13 protein-coding genes are annotated in these 17550 nt (G+C 69.7%); 7 read left to right on the forward strand and 6 right to left on the reverse strand.

Annotated elements, in window-relative coordinates; translation table 11 throughout:
* The first annotated feature begins 56 nt into the window (after positions 1–56).
* The 3 genes from NKJ47_RS04475 to NKJ47_RS04485 all read left to right on the forward strand — a co-directional run bounded on the left by NKJ47_RS04475 (position 57) and on the right by NKJ47_RS04485 (position 3052).
* Positions 57–854: a hypothetical protein gene (locus tag NKJ47_RS04475; protein ID WP_254460331.1), complete on the forward strand. Its 798-nt coding sequence runs from the start codon at positions 57–59 to the stop codon at positions 852–854.
* A gap of 99 nt (positions 855–953) precedes the next feature.
* Positions 954–1643: a hypothetical protein gene (locus NKJ47_RS04480; RefSeq protein WP_254460332.1), complete on the forward strand. Its 690-nt coding sequence runs from the start codon at positions 954–956 to the stop codon at positions 1641–1643.
* A 149-nt stretch (positions 1644–1792) separates the two neighbouring features.
* The gene (locus tag NKJ47_RS04485; protein WP_254460333.1) at positions 1793–3052 is read left to right on the forward strand and encodes an MFS transporter; all 1260 of its coding nucleotides are present in this window, start codon (positions 1793–1795) and stop codon (positions 3050–3052) included.
* Between the two features lie 3 nt (positions 3053–3055).
* Here the strand turns inward: NKJ47_RS04485 and NKJ47_RS04490 are convergent, their stop codons facing one another.
* Entirely contained in the window at positions 3056–4039 is a 984-nt protein-coding gene (locus NKJ47_RS04490) for an NAD(P)-dependent oxidoreductase (protein WP_254460334.1), read from the reverse strand.
* Between the two features lie 363 nt (positions 4040–4402).
* Here NKJ47_RS04490 and NKJ47_RS04495 point away from each other — a divergent pair, with 363 nt between their 5' ends.
* The 4 genes from NKJ47_RS04495 to NKJ47_RS04510 all read left to right on the forward strand — a co-directional run bounded on the left by NKJ47_RS04495 (position 4403) and on the right by NKJ47_RS04510 (position 8397).
* Complete coding sequence (locus NKJ47_RS04495) at positions 4403–4675, forward strand: DUF1778 domain-containing protein (RefSeq protein ID WP_254460335.1); 273 nt, start codon at positions 4403–4405, stop codon at positions 4673–4675.
* Between the two features lie 39 nt (positions 4676–4714).
* Positions 4715–5152, forward strand: coding sequence for a GNAT family N-acetyltransferase (locus NKJ47_RS04500; RefSeq protein WP_254460336.1), 438 nt, complete (start codon positions 4715–4717; stop codon positions 5150–5152).
* A gap of 259 nt (positions 5153–5411) precedes the next feature.
* On the forward strand, positions 5412–7304 hold the full coding sequence (locus NKJ47_RS04505; protein ID WP_254460337.1) for a PEP/pyruvate-binding domain-containing protein: 1893 nt from the start codon (positions 5412–5414) through the stop codon (positions 7302–7304).
* A 112-nt stretch (positions 7305–7416) separates the two neighbouring features.
* Positions 7417–8397 (forward strand): DUF6896 domain-containing protein, encoded by a 981-nt coding sequence (locus tag NKJ47_RS04510; protein WP_254460338.1) that lies wholly within the window; start codon positions 7417–7419, stop codon positions 8395–8397.
* Between the two features lie 237 nt (positions 8398–8634).
* On the opposite strand, the gene glgX is transcribed toward NKJ47_RS04510, so the two are convergent.
* The 5 genes from glgX to treZ form a co-directional block, all read right to left on the reverse strand.
* Positions 8635–10800: a glycogen debranching protein GlgX gene (gene glgX / locus NKJ47_RS04515; protein ID WP_254460339.1), complete on the reverse strand. Its 2166-nt coding sequence runs from the start codon at positions 10798–10800 to the stop codon at positions 8635–8637.
* Positions 10801–10809: 9 nt separating this feature from the next.
* Complete coding sequence (locus tag NKJ47_RS04520) at positions 10810–11016, reverse strand: DUF2934 domain-containing protein (protein WP_254460340.1); 207 nt, start codon at positions 11014–11016, stop codon at positions 10810–10812.
* A gap of 14 nt (positions 11017–11030) precedes the next feature.
* The gene (treY, locus tag NKJ47_RS04525) at positions 11031–13646 is read right to left on the reverse strand and encodes a malto-oligosyltrehalose synthase (protein WP_254461337.1); all 2616 of its coding nucleotides are present in this window, start codon (positions 13644–13646) and stop codon (positions 11031–11033) included.
* Positions 13643–15610: a 4-alpha-glucanotransferase gene (gene malQ, locus NKJ47_RS04530; protein WP_254460341.1), complete on the reverse strand. Its 1968-nt coding sequence runs from the start codon at positions 15608–15610 to the stop codon at positions 13643–13645. The genes treY and malQ overlap by 4 nt, the downstream gene beginning before the upstream one ends.
* Positions 15611–15761: 151 nt before the next feature.
* Complete coding sequence (gene treZ, locus NKJ47_RS04535; RefSeq protein WP_254460342.1) at positions 15762–17549, reverse strand: malto-oligosyltrehalose trehalohydrolase; 1788 nt, start codon at positions 17547–17549, stop codon at positions 15762–15764.
* Between the last annotated feature and the right edge of the window lies 1 nt (position 17550).

Genomic DNA, 17550 nt, shown 5'->3' on the forward strand with positions numbered 1-17550 from the left:
GCCTCTGCATTCTCTCTCCTGCGAGCGGCGCCCCCTTGCCGCTCAGGAGAACGTCCATGATCCGTCGTAGCGCACTCGCTCTGTCCCTGGTGCTGGCCACCGCCGCTGCCGCTGCCACCGCGCAGGTGCCGGCGCCGCCCGCACCTCCCGCCCCGCCGGCGCCCGGCAGCGTTCCGGCACCGCCGCCGCCGCCCGCGCCCCTTGTTGCGGCCACGCCGGTGCGCGTGGACGGCACCGTCGAGCGCTTCATGCTCAACCCCAACGGCGACGTCGATGGTCTGTGGCTGATGGACGGCACCCAGGTGAGCTTCCCGCCGCACCTGTCGGCCGACCTGCAGGCCGCGGTGCGCCGTGGCGATGCGGTGTCGGTGCAGGGCTATCGCCTGGGCAGCCTGCCGCTGCTGCAGGCCAGCACCATCACCGCGCGCCGCAGCGGCAAGCAGGTGGTCGACCGCCCGCCGAACCCGATGACGCCGCCGCCGGCGCCCCCGGCACCGCCGGCCCTGACCCCGCTGCAGGCCGATGGCCGCATCGAGCGGTTGGTCTATGGCCCGCGCGGCGACACCGCCGGCGTGCTGCTCAGCGACGGCACCGTGGTGCGCATGCCGCCGCCCGCCGCCCTGCAGTACAGCGAACTGCTGCGGCCCGGCGCGCGTCTGAGCGTCAACGGCTTCGGCGTGCTGACCCAGGTTGGCCGCTCGGTGGAAGCCACCCAGATCGGCCGCGATCGCAATTCGTTGCAGGCCGTGTTCGCGCCGCCGGCCCCGCCTGCGCCGCCCGCCGCTCCGCCGCCGCCGGCTCAGCCGGGCGCGCCGGGTGCGCCGGCTTCACCGCCGCCGCCGGCTCCGCGTTGATCCAGGCGCTGCCGCATCGCGCCTGACCCAAGCGCCCGCCGTTCGCGGCGGGCGCTGCCGGCCCCCGCCGGCATCCCCCTTGTTCGTCTGGAGAATGCAATGCATTGGGTCGATCCCGATTCCCTGCCGGAAACCCGCGGCACACTTGCGCGCTTCCTGCTCAACCCCAAGGCCGACGTCGACGGCCTGCTGTTCGACGATGGCACCGAAGTGCACACCCCGCCGCACCTGTCGGCGCAACTGCTGAAGGCGCTGCGTCCGGGCGCCGGCCTCGGCGTGCGCGGGCTCAAGCCGCGCCGTGCTGACGTGCTGGTGGCGCTGGCGGTCGATCCGGACGGGGCCGAGCGCATCGTCGACGAAGGTCCGCATGCCGCGCCCCACGCGCCGAAGCCCAAGCCGCCGGCCACGCCCAAGCCCGCGCAGGACGCGGTGCGCCACGCCGGCACCATCGCGCGCCTGCTGCACGGCCCGCACGGGCAGGTGCATGGCGTGCTGCTGGAGGATGGGCTGATCGTGCGCTTCCCGCCGCACGCGGTGCCGGAACAGGCGCGTTGGTTGGCCGCAGGCAAGCCGTTGGCGGCGCAGGGCGAGCTGCTGGAGTCCGCGCATGGCCGGGTGCTGCATGCGCAGGCGCTGGGTGCGAGCGAGGCGACGGTGCAGCCGTTGGCGCCGAAACCGAAGCCGCCCAAGCCTCATCACAAGCCGTTGCACGGGCATGCGCATGATGCTGCGCCGAAGGACGGGCCCAAGCCGAAACCCAAGCCCAAGCCCAAGCCGAAGCCCCACTAAGTACCGAGCCGTCGCGGCGGTGTGCCCCTGGCCACCGCCGCGCGTGTGTTGCCATCGCTCATCCAGGACTCCGTCATGCCGCCCGTCCCGCCTGCGCTGCACCACGCCCTCCTGTCCTTGTCGCCGCTCTGGTCGCCGGCGGTGCGCGCATGAGCGGCGCCGAGAAGCGCCAGCGCCCGCGCGGCACGCGCGCGCTGGAAGCGCTCAACTTCACCATGGCCGACGTGCAGGACGGGCTCGGCCCGTTCCTGAGCGTGTTCCTGCAATCCAAGGGCTGGTCGCTGGGCGCGATCGGTTCGGTGATGACCGCCGGCGGCATCGTCGGCATGCTCGCCACCACCCCGGGCGGCGCGCTGGTCGATGCGACCAAGCGCAAGCGCAGCATCGTGGTGGTCGGCTGCAGCATGATCCTGCTGGCCTCGGCGCTGCTGTGGTGGTCGCCGACGCTGCCGGGCGTCATCGCCGCGCAGGTGATGACCGCGCTCGCCGCCGCGGCGCTGGGGCCGGCGCTGTCGGGCATCACCCTGGGCCTGGTGCGGCAGGCCGGCTTCGATCACCAGATCGCGCGCAACCAGGTCGGCAGCCATGCCGGCAACGTGGTGGCCGCGGCGCTGGCCGGCGTGCTCGGCTGGAAGTTCGGTTTCGGCGCGGTGTTCGTGCTGACCGGCTGCTTCGGCGTGCTGGCGATCGTCTCGGTGTTGATGATCCCGCGCGATGCGATCGATCATCGCGCCGCGCGCGGCATGGCCGACGCGGACGACGCCAACGCTGCGCACGTCAGCGGCTGGTCGGTGCTGCTGACCTGCAAGCCGTTGCTGGTGCTGGCCGCGGCGCTGGCGCTGTTCCACCTCGGCAATGCGGCGATGCTGCCGCTGTACGGCATGGCGGTGGTGGCCGCGCACCAGGGCGATCCGAACGCGCTGACCGCCACCACCATCATCGTCGCCCAGGCCACCATGGTGCTGGCCTCGCTGCTGGCGATGCGGCTGATCCGCGTGCGCGGGCACTGGTGGGTGTTGCTGCTGACCTTCCTGGCGCTGCCGCTGCGCGGGCTGATCGCCGCCAGCGTCATCCACACCTGGGGCGTGTTCCCGGTGCAGATCCTCGACGGCGTCGGCGCCGGCCTGCAGAGCGTGGCGGTGCCGGCGCTGGTGGCGCACCTGCTGCAGGGCACCGGCCGGGTCAACGTGGGGCAGGGCGCGGTGATGACGATGCAGGGCGTCGGCGCGGCGCTGAGCCCGGCGCTGGGCGGCTGGATCGCACAGGGGTTCGGCTACCGCGCCGCGTTCCTGCTGCTGGGCGGCATCTCGCTGCTGTCGCTGGCGTTGTGGGTGGGCATGCGCAAGCACCTGGTGACGGCGAAGCGCGACCGCGCAGCCGACGAACCGGTACCGCCGCTGCCGGCCTAGTTCTCAGCCCGGCGCGACGCCGGGCACCACCTCGCAGGCGATGCCAGCGTCGGTCAACTGCGCCGCCAGCGCCGCATGCGGCGGCTGCCGGAACGCATCGCCCGGCAGCAGGCTGACCACGCGCTGCCCGGCCTGCGCCTGTTCGACCAGTAGCGCCAGGTGCGCGGCCGGATCGTCCGGCAATGGCTGGCGGCTGGCATCGCGGCGCGCCAGGCTCAGCACCGCCGCGCTCACCTGGGCACCGCACAGCAGCAGGTCGGCCTGGTTGAGCGCGCGCAGCGCCTTCAGCGTCAACGCGCCGGGGTCGCCGGTGCCGGTGCCGACCAGCCACACGCTGCCCTGCCGCGGTACCGCGTCGCTGTGTTGCAGGCTGTCGGCGAAGGCCTGTTCGGCGGCGTCGCGCTGGCCGCTCTGCAGCAGCGTCTGCACCGGCCCTTCCAGCACCTGCTCGAACCAGCGCCGGCGCTGCGGCAGGTCCGGCAGGCGCACGCGGATCGCCGCGCGGTGGCGCGCGAACAATTGCGCCAGTTCGGCGTAGGAATGGTCCAGTTCGGTTTCCCAGCGCTCGCGCAGGCGCCGCGCCAGCATCGGCGCCGCGCCGCTGGAGGAGATCGCGATCAACAGCGGATCGCGGTCGATGATCGCCGGCACCTGGAACGTCGACAGCGCGGCGTCGTCCACAACGTTGACCCACTTGCGCCGCGCCCCGGCCTGTTCGGCCAACTGCCGGTTGAACGCGTCGTCGTCGGTGGCCGCCACCACCAGCCAGGCGGCGTCCAGCCACTGCGGATCGAAGGCGCCGTCGGCGCGCTGCAACCGGCCCTGCGCCAGCCACTGCGCCACCGTGGCGTTGAGCGCGTGCGCGTAGACCAGCACGTCGGCGCCGGCGTGCAGCAGCGCCTCGATCTTGCGCATCGCCACCTCGCCGCCGCCCACCACCAGCACGCGGCGTCCGGCCAGGTCGGCGAACAGGGGATACAGCGGCATGTGGGTTCCTTGGCTGGGGTGGCTCGTGGCCGTCATGGTGCATGCCACCATCCGGTGGCGCCAACCCCTGGTTCGCGGTGTGGGCCGCGGTGAGCAACGATACGGAAAGCCGATTGGCGATGGCGCCAGGAGCTACTGCTGCCAGGTGAACTGGATGCCGCGTGCGCCCTCGCCAGTCTTGTCTCGGCCGTGGAGGTGCCGGATGGATGGGATGCGCGCAAATTAGAGTCTCGTGCGGCAGATGAATGCGCCCAGGCAGGCTGCTTGAGTTGCCTTTTAGGTGTATGTACAGTGTATATACATCCATTGCATCAGAGCCATGCCGTCCCGCCTTGGGGGCACGCCAGGGCAGGAGAACACGCCATGAGTAGCGCCGCCAGCAAGATCATCAATTTCCGAGCGCCAGCGGCCAAGCAAGCATTGATCGATCAGGCTGCGCAACTGAGTGGCATGAACCGGACCGAGTTCATTCTTGAAGCCGCCTGCGAGAAGGCGCGTCAGGTCCTGTTGGACCAGACCCGGTTTACGCTGAGCCCACAGGGTCTGCGGCGTTTCAATGCGATGCTCGATGCCCCACTGGAGCAGAATGCGCCGCTCCGCCGCTTGTTGGCGACGCCCGCGCCCTGGGAGCGCTGAGCGTTGCTTGCTGCGCCTTGTCCGCTTGAGAAACGGCATTTGCTTGACGAGTTCGCTTGCAGCGCACCAGAACTGAGCAAATGGTTGCGGGAGCGTGCGTTGCAGAACCAGGCCTCCAACGCCTCACGGTGCTTCGTCGTCTGCGATCGGGAAGAGCGCGTTGTGGGTTACTACGCGTTGGCCGCCGGTGCAGTCAGCCACGAAGAAGCGCCAGGCCGTATTCGTCGCAACATGCCTAAAGCGATTCCAGTCATTGTCCTTGGGCGCTTGGCCGTACATGCCGATTGGGTCGGTCAGGGCATCGGCACCGGTTTGCTGAAAGATGCCGTGCAACGCGCGCTGCAGGTGGGCGAACACATCGGTGCCCGCGCGTTGCTGTGCCACGCCATCGACGATGCAGCGAAGGCGTTCTATATGAAGCACGGCTTCTTCGCCTCGCCGATCCATGCCATGACGGTCATGCTGCCGTTGGCGTGATGCACGATGCCCGCGCTTTTTTCCCGGGGCACTGTGCTTCGCATTGCTTCTACATGATCTAGTCGACTGTCGCGGCATCACTTGACCGCGCCGCGCCACGGCAAAGACAGCTAGCCCACTGCTGAAACGGCTGGCGTATGATCCGCACTCTTCGCCCTCCCGAACCGGCATCATGGATCGAGCCCGTCCGCCGCTTGACTGGACACGCGTGTCGGCGTGGGTTTTTCTTGCCGCGCTGCTGTGGTGCATGGCGCCCGCCATGGCGCAGACCGCGCGCAAGCCCTCGGCCTACGAGCAACGCCCAGGTCGCGATGGCGTCGCGCAGCCGGCGACGGGGCCGGATTCCCTGCCACGCCTCGACAGCCGCGCGCAGTTCCTGCAGTTCGCGCGGGTCTACGACGCCGGCACCGCGCTGGAACTGCCGCATCTGCTGTTCGTGATCGACCGGCAGCAGGGCGGGCGCGTCTATTACCTCAACACCCTGCGGTTCGCGTTGCACGAACAGTTTGTGCGCCAGCGTCTGGCGCCGGGCATGGGCAAGGCGGCGCTCAAGGCGCAGTACCGCGATCCGCAGCGGCGCTTCCTGTTCGGCACCCTGAGCTGGCACCAGGATCTGCCGGGCTATACCTATGAGTTCTGGGAGGGCGACGTCCTCACCGCGCCTTTGTTGCAGCAGACCGATGCGGCTTTGCGTGGCTCGTTCTACGACGCGCTAAGGTTCAAGACCAATTCCACGCTGCACGAGCAACTGGCCCATAGCGCCGGCCTGGCGTTCGTCACCCAGGAGGCGCTGCTGCGCGAGCAGCGCTTCCTGCCGTTGAACACCGGCCGTGCCGAGGGGCGGTTGCGCATCGTGCGCTTGCAGGCGCAGTTCCACACGCTGTCGCCGCGCGATATCCCGGTGCTGGACGAGGTGCCGATCGCGCTGGCGCCGGTGGCCGGGTTGGTCACGCAGCGTCCGTCTACGCTGTTGTCGCACGTCAACCTGCTGGCCAAGGGCTGGGGCATTCCCAACGTGTACGTGCGCGATGCGCAGGCGGCGTTGCGCCAGTACGACGGCCGCTGGGTGCGACTGGACGTCACCCACAATGACTACCGGGTGACGCCGCTGGCGGGTCCGCCGGCGGCCGCACCCGCCGCCGTCCCACGCACCGCGGCCCCCATGCTGCCGCGTCCGAACCTGAGCGTGGCCGTACTCAAGCCATTGGCGGTGCTGCGCGCCCGCGACAGCCGCGCCTGCGGAAGCAAGGCGGCTAATCTCGGCACGCTGAAAGCGGTGCTGCCGCCGGCCGCGCGCGTGCCGGATGGCTTCTGCGTTCCGTTCGCGTTCTACCAGGCAACGATGCAACGCCTGCAGGTCGACCAGCGCCTGCGCGACCTGCAGCGCCGGCCCGGCTTCGCCACCGACGCGGACGTGCGCCGCACCGCGCTGGCCGCGTTGCGCGCCGAGATCGCCGACGCCGCGCCCGATCCCGCCTTCGTGCGCGCGCTGGAGGCGCAGTGGCGCGATCAGTTGCATGGCGCCGGCGTGTTCGTGCGCAGTTCGTCCAACTCCGAGGATCTGCCCGGTTTCAGCGGCGCGGGCCTGTACACCACCGTGCCCAACGTCACCCGTGCCGATGCGTTGGCCAAGGCCGTGCAGACGGTGTGGGCGTCGGTGTACAACTTTGAGGCCTACGAAGCGCGCGCCGCCGCCGGCCTGCCGCAGGACGCGGTGGCCATGGCGGTGCTGGTGCAACTGGCGGCGCCGTCCGACAGTTCCGGGGTGATGATCACCCGCGACCCGTTCGATGCCGCGCGCCGCCATGTCACCTACATCTCGGCCAAGCGCGGCCTGGGCATTCGCGTGGTCGAGGGCAAGCGCCAGGCCGAGCAGGTGATGTATTCGAGCTGGTCCAAGGCGGTGCAGGTGCTGAGCCGCTCGGCCGAGGACACCCAACTCGTGGCCAACGCCGCTGGCGGCGTGCGCGAAGTGCCCATCACCGGCACCCGCCAGGTACTGACCGACGCCCTCATCGCGCGACTGGCCAAGGTCGGCGCGGTGACCAAGCAGGCGCTGGGTGGCGTGGATCAGGACATCGAATGGGCTGTGGTCGGCGACGAGGTGCTGGTGTTGCAGGCGCGGCCGTATGTGGATCGAGGTGCGCGCTAGGTGAGCATCACGCTACAAATCGATGTCTACTCTGGGGAGTAGCAGTGCAGGACACGATTTGGATGGACTGACGCTTGTGCTTATTTTTGAAGATTAAAGGGACGTCACATCTGTGAAAAAGCAACTGGCTCGCCTGATTCAGGATTATCAAGCGAAGGTCCATGAGGCTTTGGTGGTTATGCATAGGTCTGGCATTCCAATGCCTGATTCGAGGGATGGGTGGATTGAATTAAATATTCCTCAGGCAGGTCTGTTGGATGGTGGTATCGCTTACTTCAAGCATGGTGCTGGATGCAAGGTCTATCTTGCCGATGGAGCGGTTGATTTTGATTTTGGAGATCTTGGGGAAATTGATGGATTTGATGCTTGGCGTCTTTTTATGTTTTCCAAGAGAAATTTTTCGGAATATGGATTCAAGGATCAGAATGATCTTGAGAGATGTTTTGAAGCGTCTGTCGCTGAAGGATACTTGGTTTGCTCTAGGGGCGTTTTATTCTATATAAGCGATGTTGTGCATGTGTTCGCTGTTGACATTGATACCAGATTGCAAGGGGATACCCTGCCTCCTCGAAATCTAGATAGTGTGCTGTTGCTTAATGATGATTATTTTCAAGTGGCTGATTTAATGTTTTTGAATTGCGGTAAACTGCTCCGCAAATGGGATAAGGATGGTCATTTGAGTGGTGAGAGGTTAATTGATGCGCGGATATATTTGCGTTCTTGGTTGGGTTTTCTTGCCGTGACTTGTGAGGGATTTGAGAGTCTCGGAATGCGTCGGCTGCTGCGGGATGAGCGTCCCTTGTCGTTCGGGGAGTTGACGACGAAAAGCGATGCTGTAGGGAGTCTGATTAAAGAGCATCGAAAACCTCTTTGGGAACTGCGAAATAAGACCTTTCATCTACGAAAAGATGCAGATGCTATACGCAAATTTTTCCTTCCTGGTGCAGGCAGGATTCCATGGGCGCGTGAGTTGCATCAAGCGTTCAAGGAATTTTTTTCTAATTATCGCGTCGAGTGCGAAGTCCATTACATTTTAAATGGACGAAGGGGTGAGGTTTCTTTAAAGTCGCTGCCTCATAAAAGGCGACAATGAACTCGTCAAAGGTAATATTTTTTGTAATTTCAAGAGCTAAGCTGAAGTGCAGGAAGGAAATTTTTCGCGGAAGCAGTGAATTGTCTTTTAGTACTGTCGCCGCGGTGCATCTATTTTATGGTGCTGCAATTTTCAAAATTATGGGTCTCGGTAACTCTTATAAGCTTAGACGGTAAGTAGGAGACGCTTCAGCCTTGACTAGAAGTACTGTGCAGATCGACGGCTGCTCCCGCCACCTCAGACCGCTGGCGCATCCGCATTCTGGTGATGCGCCGGCGCGGACTTGTTGTCGCGCTCGGCCGCCAGCAGGGTCAGCGAGCGGCCCATGCCGTGCCACTGCGAGCCGCCGGGCAGGCCGTGTTCGCTATTGCGCTCTGCGGTGTCGATCAGCACGCGCCAGTGTTCGCCTTCGACCAGCGGCAGGGTGAACGGCACGTCCTCGACCGCGCCGTTGACGATCATCAGCAGGGTCACGTTGGAGGCGGCCTGGCGCAGACCGCTGGACGGGGCGCGGCCGTCCAGGCGCATCATCAACGCGCGGGCGTGCGGGTCGTGCCAGGAGGCTTCGGTCATTTCCTCGCCGTCCGGGGCCAGCCAGGTCACATCCTTGATGCCCAGTTCCTCGTCGTAGACGCCGTCGAAGAAGCGCGCGCGGTGCAGCAGCGGGTAGTGCGCGCGCAGGTGGGTCAGGCGCGAGACGAAGGCGCTGAGCTGGTGCGCGCGCGGGCCGGCTTCCCAGTTCAGCCAGGTCAGTTCGTTGTCCTGGCAGTAGGTGTTGTTGTTGCCGCCCTTGCTGCGGCCGAACTCGTCGCCGGCCAGCAGCATCGGCGTGCCCTGCGACAGCAGCAGGGTGGCCAGCATGTTGCGCATCTGCCGCAGGCGCAGGGCGTTGATCTGCTCGTCGTCGGTCTCGCCTTCCACGCCGTAGTTGGCGGAGATGTTGTTGTCCGAGCCGTCGCGGTTGTGCTCGCCGTTGGCCTCGTTGTGCTTGTGCGCGTAGCTGACCAGGTCGTGCAGGGTGAAACCGTCGTGGGCGGTGACGAAGTTGACCGAGGCGGTGGGGCGGCGGCCGCGGTGGTTGAACAGGTCGGCCGAGCCGGTCAGGCGCGTGGCCAGTTCGGCGAGCTGGCCTTCGTCGCCGCGCCAGAACGCGCGCACGTTGTCGCGGAACTTGTCGTTCCACTCCGACCAGCCCGGCGGGAAACCGCCGACCTGGTAGCCGCCGGGGCCGACGTCCCACGGCTCGGCGATCAGCTTGACCTGGCTCAGCAGCGGGTCCTGGCGGCAGGCGTCGAGGAAGCCGCCCTTGGGGTCGAAGCCGTGGTGCTCGCGGCCGAGGATGGTGGCCAGGTCGAAGCGGAACCCGTCCACGTGCATCTCCGACACCCAGTAGCGCAGGGAGTCGTTGACCATGCGCAGCGCGCCGGCATTGGTCAGGTCGAAGGTATTCCCGGTGCCGGTGTCGTTGATGTAGAAGCGGCGGTCCTCAGCCAGGCGGTAGTAGCTGGCGTTGTCGATGCCCTTGAACGACAGCGTCGGCCCCAGTTCGTTGCCTTCGGCGGTGTGGTTGTAGACCACGTCCAGGATCACTTCCAGCCCGGCGCTGTGCAGCCGCGCCACCATCTGCTTGAACTCGGACACCGTGCGCGTGGCCATGTAGCGCGGGTGCGGGGCGAAGAAGCCGATGGTGTTGTAGCCCCAGTAGTTGCGCAGGCCCTGCTTGAGCAGGTACTCGTCGTCGACGAAGGCGTGCACGGGCAGCAGTTCCACCGCGGTCATGCCCAGGCGCTTGATGTGCTCGACCACCTCGTCCACCTTCAGCCCGGAGAAGGTGCCGCGCCAGGCGTCGGGCACCGAGGGGTGGCGCATGGTGGTGCCGCGCAGGTGGGTCTCGTAGATCACCGTGCTGTCCCACGGCGTCTGCGGGCGCTGGTCCTTGCCCCAGGTGAAGGCCGGATCGATCACCGCGCACTTGGGCATGTAGGCGGCGCTGTCGCGGCGGTCGAAGCTGAGGTCGGCATCCTTGTGGCCGATGGTGTAGCCGAACAGGGCCGGCGCCCATTTCAGTTCGCCGACCAGTTGCTTGGCGTAGGGATCGAGCAACAGCTTGTTGGGATTGAAGCGGTGCCCGGCGTCGGGCGCGTACGGGCCGTACACGCGGTAGCCGTAGAGCTGGCCCGGGCGCGCGTCGGGCAGGTAGCCGTGCCAGATCTCGTCGGTGTACTCGGGCAGCGCGATGCGTTCGATCTCGCGGCCGCGATCGTCGAACAGGCACAGCTCCACCTTGGTGGCGTGCGCCGAGTACAGGGCGAAGTTCACCCCCAGGCCATCCCAGTTCGCCCCCAGCGGATACGGCAGGCCCTCGCGGATACGCGAACGGCGGGTGAGCTTGCGCACGGGCATGAAGGATCCTTAGGAAGACGTGCTGCCGCTACCGGCGCTGCGCCGCGTTTGCGGCGGCGGCAGCGCGTCGGCGTCGGCTTCGGCGGCCGCTTCCGCGTCCACCAGGCGTTCGGCCATGGCCCAGTGGCGGGCGGCGTGGCCGTCGGGTCGCCCTTCGGCTTCCCAGATTTCGTGTGCGAGTTGGCGGATGCGGCGTTGGCGTGTTTCTGCGTCCATGGCTTCTTGCGGGATCAGGGAAGGGCGACCAGCACGGCGATCGGGAACTCGGCGAACAGGGCCGATACCGGGAGGGCCGACGTCGCGTCGACGGTAGCACTGGCCAGCACCGGGCGATACTGTGCCTGGGGCAGTGTCAGAACCGTGTCACGCCAGTCCAGCTGCGCCCGCAGCGGCGCGTCCGGGCGCAGCGGCCGCGCGGCCGAGCTCAGCCGCGGCACCGCCACCACCAGCGATGCGCCTTGGTGTTCGCGCACGAAGCCCAGCACGTGTTGTGCCTGCGCGCCCTGTGCCGGCAGCGGCCGGTAGCTGCCATGCGCGAACAGCGCAGGATGCGCGCGCCGCAGCTGCAGCAGCTGCGCGGTCAGCCAGGCCTTGACGTGGCCGCTGTGCCAGTCCCGCAGCAGCGCGTCCGGCGCGGTGGCGTCGCGCAGCCAGGCCTGGCGCAGCGCGTAGTCCACCGGCCGGCGGTTGTCCGGATCCACCAGCGACAGGTCCCAGCCTTCGCTGCCCTGGTACAGATCGGGCACGCCGGGCAGGGTCAGGCGCAGGGTGGTCTGCACCAGGCTGTTGAGCGCGCCGGCCGGGGCCAGCGCCGCGGCCGCCTGCGCCAGCGCCTCGCGCAGCGTGGCGCCGGCCGGCTGCAGCAGCGCGGCGTCGAGCAGGGCGCGCGCGTTGCGCTCGTAGTCCTCGTCCGGCCAGGTCCAGTGGGTGCGCAGCTTGGCTTCGCGCGCGGCCTTGAGTTGCCAGGCGCCGATGCGCTCGGCGTAGTCGCGCAGGCCGTCGCTGTCGTCCACCGCCAGTTCCAGCGGCCAGGCCGCGACCAGCATCTGCCACAGCATCAACAGGTCGCCGGGCAGCGGCGCGGCGCTGCCGGCCGGCAGCAGGTCGGCCGACAGCGCCTGGAAGCGCGCCACCTGCGCCTCCCACCACGGCGCCTGTGCGCTGAGCGCGGCCAGGCGCATGCGCACGTCCTCGCCACGCTTGTGGTCGTGGGTGGCGGTGGCCAGCAGCGCGCGCGGATAGCGTCGCGCGCGCGTGGCGTTGGCCGCATGGAACGCGTCCGGGGCCAGCGCGAACACGTCCGGCTCGCTGCCCACCTCGTTGCGCGAGAGCAACACGCCGTGGCGATAGAACGAGGTGTCCTCCACCGACTTGGCGTTGAGCGGCGCCGACAATTGTTCCAGGCGCCGGCGCACGATCCGCCGCAGCGCCACCTGCGCCTTGCCGGTGCCGCGGCCGTCGCGGCTCCAGCGTTCGATCGCGTCGATCGCCGCGCACACTCGCGGCTCCGCGCCCACGCGCGCCCGGCGCGCGGCTTCGGCCAGGCGCGCCGCGTCGGCGTCGTCCAGGCCGTCGGGGCCGGCATAGGTGCGGTACACCTCGAAGTGCTGCAGCAAGGCCATCAGCCCGCGCGCCAGCATCTGCGGGCTGAACTCGCGGGTCAGCGGATCCAGGTGCGCGGCGGCGCCTAGCGCCTGCACCGTGCGCACGAACTCGGCCTGCAGCGAACCCTGCAGGATCTCGTCGCGCGCGGCGCGCTGTTCCTGGCCGAAGTCGCCGCTGCGTCCGCTCCAGCGCCGCCACAGCGCGGTCAGCGGCGCGGCGCCGGCCGGGTCGTGCAGCACCGCGGCCACCTGGTCCATGAAGTCGTAGCCGGTGGTGCCGTCGCAGGGCCAGTCGGCGCGCAGCTGCTCGTGCGGCGCCAGGATCTTTTCCAGGTACAGCGCGATGCCGCCGGGAGCGATGCCGCGGCGGCGGCCGGCGCGGTCCAGTTGCGTGCGCAGCCGCTGCACGTAGCCGGTGGGGTCGGCCAGGCCGTCGACGTGGTCGACCCGCACGCCATCGAGATGGCCCTCGGCGACCAGCCGCAGCGGCAGCTCGTGGACCGCGGCGAACACGTCGTTCTGCTCCACGCGCAGCGCCGCCAGCGAGGTGATGTCGAAGAAGCGGCGGTAGTTGAGCATGTCGTTGCCGACCCGCCACCAGGCCAGGCGGTAGCACTGGCGTTCGATCAGCCGGTGCAGGGCGTCGTCGCCCAGCCGCGCGGCGGCGTTGAGCCGCGCCGCCCAGGCCGGGCGCGCGCTGGCCGGTTCCTGGGCGATGGCGCCGTCCAGGCGGATCGGGAAGCGCTGGTCGTGGTGCTGCAGGACCACGCCGCCGTCCTCGGCCACCTGCAACTGCAGCGCGCCCTCGCTCAGCGCCTGCGCGTAGGGCCGGTCCAGTACCGGCAGCCACAGCTTGCCCTCGCGCCCGGGCGCGCGCCAGTCGATGTCGAACCAGCCGGCATGGCGGCTGCGCCGGCCATGGGTGAGCACGTCCCACCACCACGGATTGTTCGGGTGGGTGGCCATGTGGTTGGGCACGATGTCCAGGATCAGGCCCATGCCGTGGCTGCGCGCGCGCTCGGACAGGTGCAGCAGCGCCGGCTCGCCGCCGAGTTCGGGATTGACCTGGCGCGGGTCGGTGACGTCGTAGCCGTGGGTGGAGCCGGGCACCGCGCTGCCGATCGGCGACAGGTACAGGTGGCTGATGCCCAGCCCGGCGTAGTACGGCACCTGCGCGGCGGCATCGAGCAGGGTGAAACCGGCATGCAACTGCAGGCGGGCGGTGGCCCGCAGGGGAATCATGCGCATGCGTCGGCTCCTTGCGCGGCGGTGGCGGTGGTCTGGCGGGTCTGCGCGAACGCGTCCAGACGCGTGGCGAGGGTGGCGACGGTCGCGGCTGCATCGGGCGCGGGCAGGCGCCGGCGCCAGTTCGGATGGCCGTCGACAGTGCCGGGCAGGTTGGGTTGCTGGTCCAGGCCCAGCGCGTCCTCGGCCGGCAGCAGCGCCAGCGGCGAGGGCGTGGCGGCGACGAAGCGCAGTGCGCCCAATTCCGGATCGGCGGCCTGCGCCGGCGGCAGCGCCGCGGCGACCGCCTGGTCCATGCGCACGACATCGTCGCTGCGCGCCTGGTGGTCGGCGCGCTGCTGCGCGGCGTCGCTCAACTGCAGGCGCCGGCGCCAGTCGATGTCTTCGCCGCGGCGCCAGCCGCGCAGGGTCGGCAGGTCGTGGGTGGTGGTGGTGGCGAGGGCGTCGGGGCGCCACTGCGCCGGCGGCAGGAACGCGCCATCGCGGTCGCGGGTGAACAGCAGCACGTCGATGCCCATCACCCCGCGCCGCGACAGTTCCGCGCGGATGCCGTCCGGCACCACGCCCAGGTCCTCGCCGATCACGATCGCGCGGTGCCGCCAGGATTCCAGCGCCAGCAGGCGCAGCAGGTCGTGCAGCGGATAGCGCAGGTACACGCCGGTGGACGAGGGCGCGCCGCGCGGGATCACCCACAGCCGCAGCAGGCCGAGGATGTGGTCGATGCGCACGCCGCCGCGATCGCGCATCACCGCGCGCAGCAGCTCGATGAACGGTGCGAAGCCGTTGGCGCGCAGCGCCGTCGGGGCATAGCCGCAGATGCCCCAGGCCTGGCCGTCGCCGTTGAACGCGTCCGGCGGCGCGCCCAGTTCCAGTCCCTGCAGCACCGCCTGCGGCCAGGCCGCGGCCTCGGCGCCATGCGCGTCGAAGCCCACCGCCAGGTCGGCGATCAGGCCGATGCCCATGCCGTCGGCATGCGCCTGGCGTTGCACGTCGGCCCAACTGCGTGCGGCCAGCCACTGCGCGAACCGGTGCAGGCCCGGATCGGTATCGCCGAAGTCCTGCGCCGCGAACGCGGCATGCGCGTGCAGGGCGCTGCCGCCGTCGCGTTCGAACGCGGCCAGGTCGGCATGCAACGCCGCGCCAGCCTGGCCGAAGTCGGCGTGCAGCTGCCGCAGCCACTGCCACTTCAGCGCAGCCGAGGCCGGCCAGTCGATCAGCGGGCGCGCCTGCGCCTCGGCGAAGGCCTGCGCCAGCCCGGCGCTGTCCAGCGCGCGCTGCGCGGCCGCGGCGCCGAGCACGCGCGCCGGCGCTGCCTGCAACGGATCGAGGAAGCGGCGGTCGCTGGGCGAATACGGGCTGTAGTGCGCGCCGATCGGCCGCGCCGCGTGCACCGGGCTCAGGGCGATGGCGTCGCCGCCGGCCGCGGCGGTGCGCGTGGCCCAGGCGGCGGTGCCGTCGGCGTCGCCGATGCCGGCGTCGTAGGCGCCCGGCGCCGAATACACCTGCAGCGACAGGCCCCAGCGTCGCGGCTGCGCCGCGCCCACCGCCTCGGCGACGCCGTAGCAGCGCGGCGGCGCCACCGCCAGGGTGGTGCTGCGCTCGCCGTGCTGCAGGGTCCAGTAACCGGCGGCGTCGGGCGCGACGAGGCGGCCCTGCGCGTCGCAGTGGCCGTGCAGCGTACTGCCGTCCTCGCCGTCGAGCCGGTAGGCCGCACCGGGCGCGGCGCCGACCTCGACCGGTGCGCCGGCATCGGCGGTCAGCAGCGGCGGCAGCGCGGCATCGGCCTGCAGTCGGCGCAGGCTGTCGCGGCAGGTGGCGGGGTCGCGTGCGTCCAGGCCCAGCGCGCCGAGCACGTGGCGCAGGGTGTCGTCGCCGACCGTGCGCGGCGTGGCGCTGGCGTCGATCCAGTCGACCAGCAGGCCGGCGGCGTCGGCCAGGGTGTGCAGGGAAGTGTCGGTCATGGGCGGGGCGAACAGGGCGGCAGGGCGGAGGAAGGGGAATCCGCCGCGGTCCCGCCCGCGCGCGCCGGCGGCGCGTGCGCGGCGGTGGGCAGCGAACGAGGCGGCCAGCGTGCCGGGTGCGCTGTCGCGATGGCGTCGCGACAGCGGGGGCTCATGCCGCGCTGGCAGGTCGGTAGCGCGCGACGAAGGCGTTGGGCGGCAACTGCGCGACGTCGTCGCCGGCGTTCTCCGCATGCACGGTGCTGCCCGGCAGGTCCAGCGCCACCGGCGCGTCGCCGAAATTGGCCGCCACGTGCCATTCGCCGTCGCCCAGGCGCCAGCCGGCGGCCACCGCCTTGGGCCCGATCACGCGCGCGCCCAGCGCCTGCGCCTTGTCCAGCGCCGGCACCAGGTGCTGCCGACGCAGCGCCAGCAGCGCCTCGAACCAGGCGCGCCAGCGCGCACCCTCGCCGTGGGTGGCGTCGCTGATGTCGGCGATGGAGGCCTGGAAGGTGCTCGGCGCGTTGGGATCGGGGATGGTGGCGCGCTGCTGTTCATCGGCGAAGGCGGCGAAGTGCGCGAACTCGCGGCGCCGGCCCTCGCGCACCGCCTCGTCCAGCGGCGGCGCGAAATCGGTGAAGAACTGGAACGGCGCGCGGCTGCCCCACGGCTCGCCCATGAAGAACAGCGGGATCATCGGGGTCAACGCGGTCAGCGCCAGCGCCGCGCGCAGCGCCGGTTCGGTCACCTGGGTGATCAGCCGGTCGCCGCGGGCGCGGTTGCCGATCTGGTCGTGGTTCTGCGCGAAGATCACGAACTTGTGCGGCGGCAGGTGGCCGCTGGGCTCGCCGCGCGCGTGCCCGCGGTGGTCGGCCTGGCCCTGGAAGGCGAAACCTTCGCCGAGCACCCGTGCCAGGTGTTGCGCCGGCGCGTCGGCGAAGCCGGCGTAGTAGCCCTCGTGTTCGCCGGTCAGCAACACGTGCAGGCTATTGTGGAAGTCGTCGTCCCACTGCGCGCTGTAGCCGCGCTCCAGCACATCGGCCTGGTTGGCCTCGTTCTCCAGCACCAGGTGCACGTGGCGCCCGTCGGCGACGCTGGCCATGATCGCCTCGCGCAGGGTGTCGAGGAAGGCGTTGGGCACGATCGCGTGCACCGCGTCCAGGCGCAGGCCGTCGAAGCGGTACTCGTGCAGCCACATCAGCGCGTTGTCGATGAAGTAGCGCTGCACCGGCGCCAGGCGGAAGTCGATCGCCGCGCCCCACGGCGTCGGCGCGTCCTTGCGGAAAAAAGACGAGGCGTACTGGCCCAGGTAATTGCCGTCCGGGCCGAAGTGGTTGTAGACCACGTCCAGGAACACGCTTAGGCCCAGGCCGTGGGCCTCGTCGATCAGCGCCTTGAGTTCGTCGGGATGGCCGTAGGCCGAGGCCGGGGCGTACGGCAGCACGCCGTCGTAGCCCCAGTTGTGGCGGCCGGGGAACTCGGCCAGCGGCATCAGTTCGATCGCGGTGACGCCGAGCGCGGCCAGCGTCGGCAACTGCGCGCGCAGCCCGGCGTAGCCGCCGCAGGTGCCTACGTGCAGTTCGTAGAACACGGTCTCGGCCCAGGGCCGGCCGCGCCAGTCGCCGTGGCGCCAGGCATAGCCGTCGGTGGCCAGCACCGCGCTGGCGCCGTGCACGCCGTCCGGCTGCCAGCGCGAGGCCGGGTCCGGCACCGGCGTGCCGCCGTCGATGGCGTAGCGGTAGCGGGTGCCGGGGGCGCAGGCCAGGGTGGCGGCGAAGTAGCCGTCGCCGATCGCCTGCAGCGGCTGCCGCCGATCGTCGTCGAACACCAGGTCCACGCGCTCGGCATCGGGCGCCCACAGCGCGAAGGCGACTTCGCCGTTGGCGCCGGGCCAGGCGCCGGGGCGCAGTGCCGCGCGCGGTGCGGCGGGGGAGTCGGTCGATACGGCGGTCGTGGCCATG

The organism is Xanthomonas sacchari (genome assembly GCF_024266585.1).
GTDB lineage: Bacteria > Pseudomonadota > Gammaproteobacteria > Xanthomonadales > Xanthomonadaceae > Xanthomonas_A > Xanthomonas_A sacchari_C.

Bases quoted from the DNA above. Each gene is read 5' to 3' on its own strand.
- treZ (WP_254460342.1), bottom strand. From the start codon at position 17,549: ATGGCCACGACCGCCGTATCGACCGACTCCCCCGCCGCACCGCGCGCG.
- NKJ47_RS04505 (WP_254460337.1), top strand. From the start codon at position 5,412: ATGGCGCAGACCGCGCGCAAGCCCTCGGCCTACGAGCAACGCCCAGGT.
- NKJ47_RS04475 (WP_254460331.1), top strand. From the start codon at position 57: ATGATCCGTCGTAGCGCACTCGCTCTGTCCCTGGTGCTGGCCACCGCC.
- NKJ47_RS04520 (WP_254460340.1), bottom strand. From the start codon at position 11,016: ATGGACGCAGAAACACGCCAACGCCGCATCCGCCAACTCGCACACGAA.
- NKJ47_RS04490 (WP_254460334.1), bottom strand. From the start codon at position 4,039: ATGCCGCTGTATCCCCTGTTCGCCGACCTGGCCGGACGCCGCGTGCTG.
- glgX (WP_254460339.1), bottom strand. From the start codon at position 10,800: ATGCCCGTGCGCAAGCTCACCCGCCGTTCGCGTATCCGCGAGGGCCTG.
- NKJ47_RS04495 (WP_254460335.1), top strand. From the start codon at position 4,403: ATGAGTAGCGCCGCCAGCAAGATCATCAATTTCCGAGCGCCAGCGGCC.
- NKJ47_RS04485 (WP_254460333.1), top strand. From the start codon at position 1,793: ATGAGCGGCGCCGAGAAGCGCCAGCGCCCGCGCGGCACGCGCGCGCTG.
- malQ (WP_254460341.1), bottom strand. From the start codon at position 15,610: ATGACCGACACTTCCCTGCACACCCTGGCCGACGCCGCCGGCCTGCTG.
- treY (WP_254461337.1), bottom strand. From the start codon at position 13,646: ATGATTCCCCTGCGGGCCACCGCCCGCCTGCAGTTGCATGCCGGTTTC.
- NKJ47_RS04480 (WP_254460332.1), top strand. From the start codon at position 954: ATGCATTGGGTCGATCCCGATTCCCTGCCGGAAACCCGCGGCACACTT.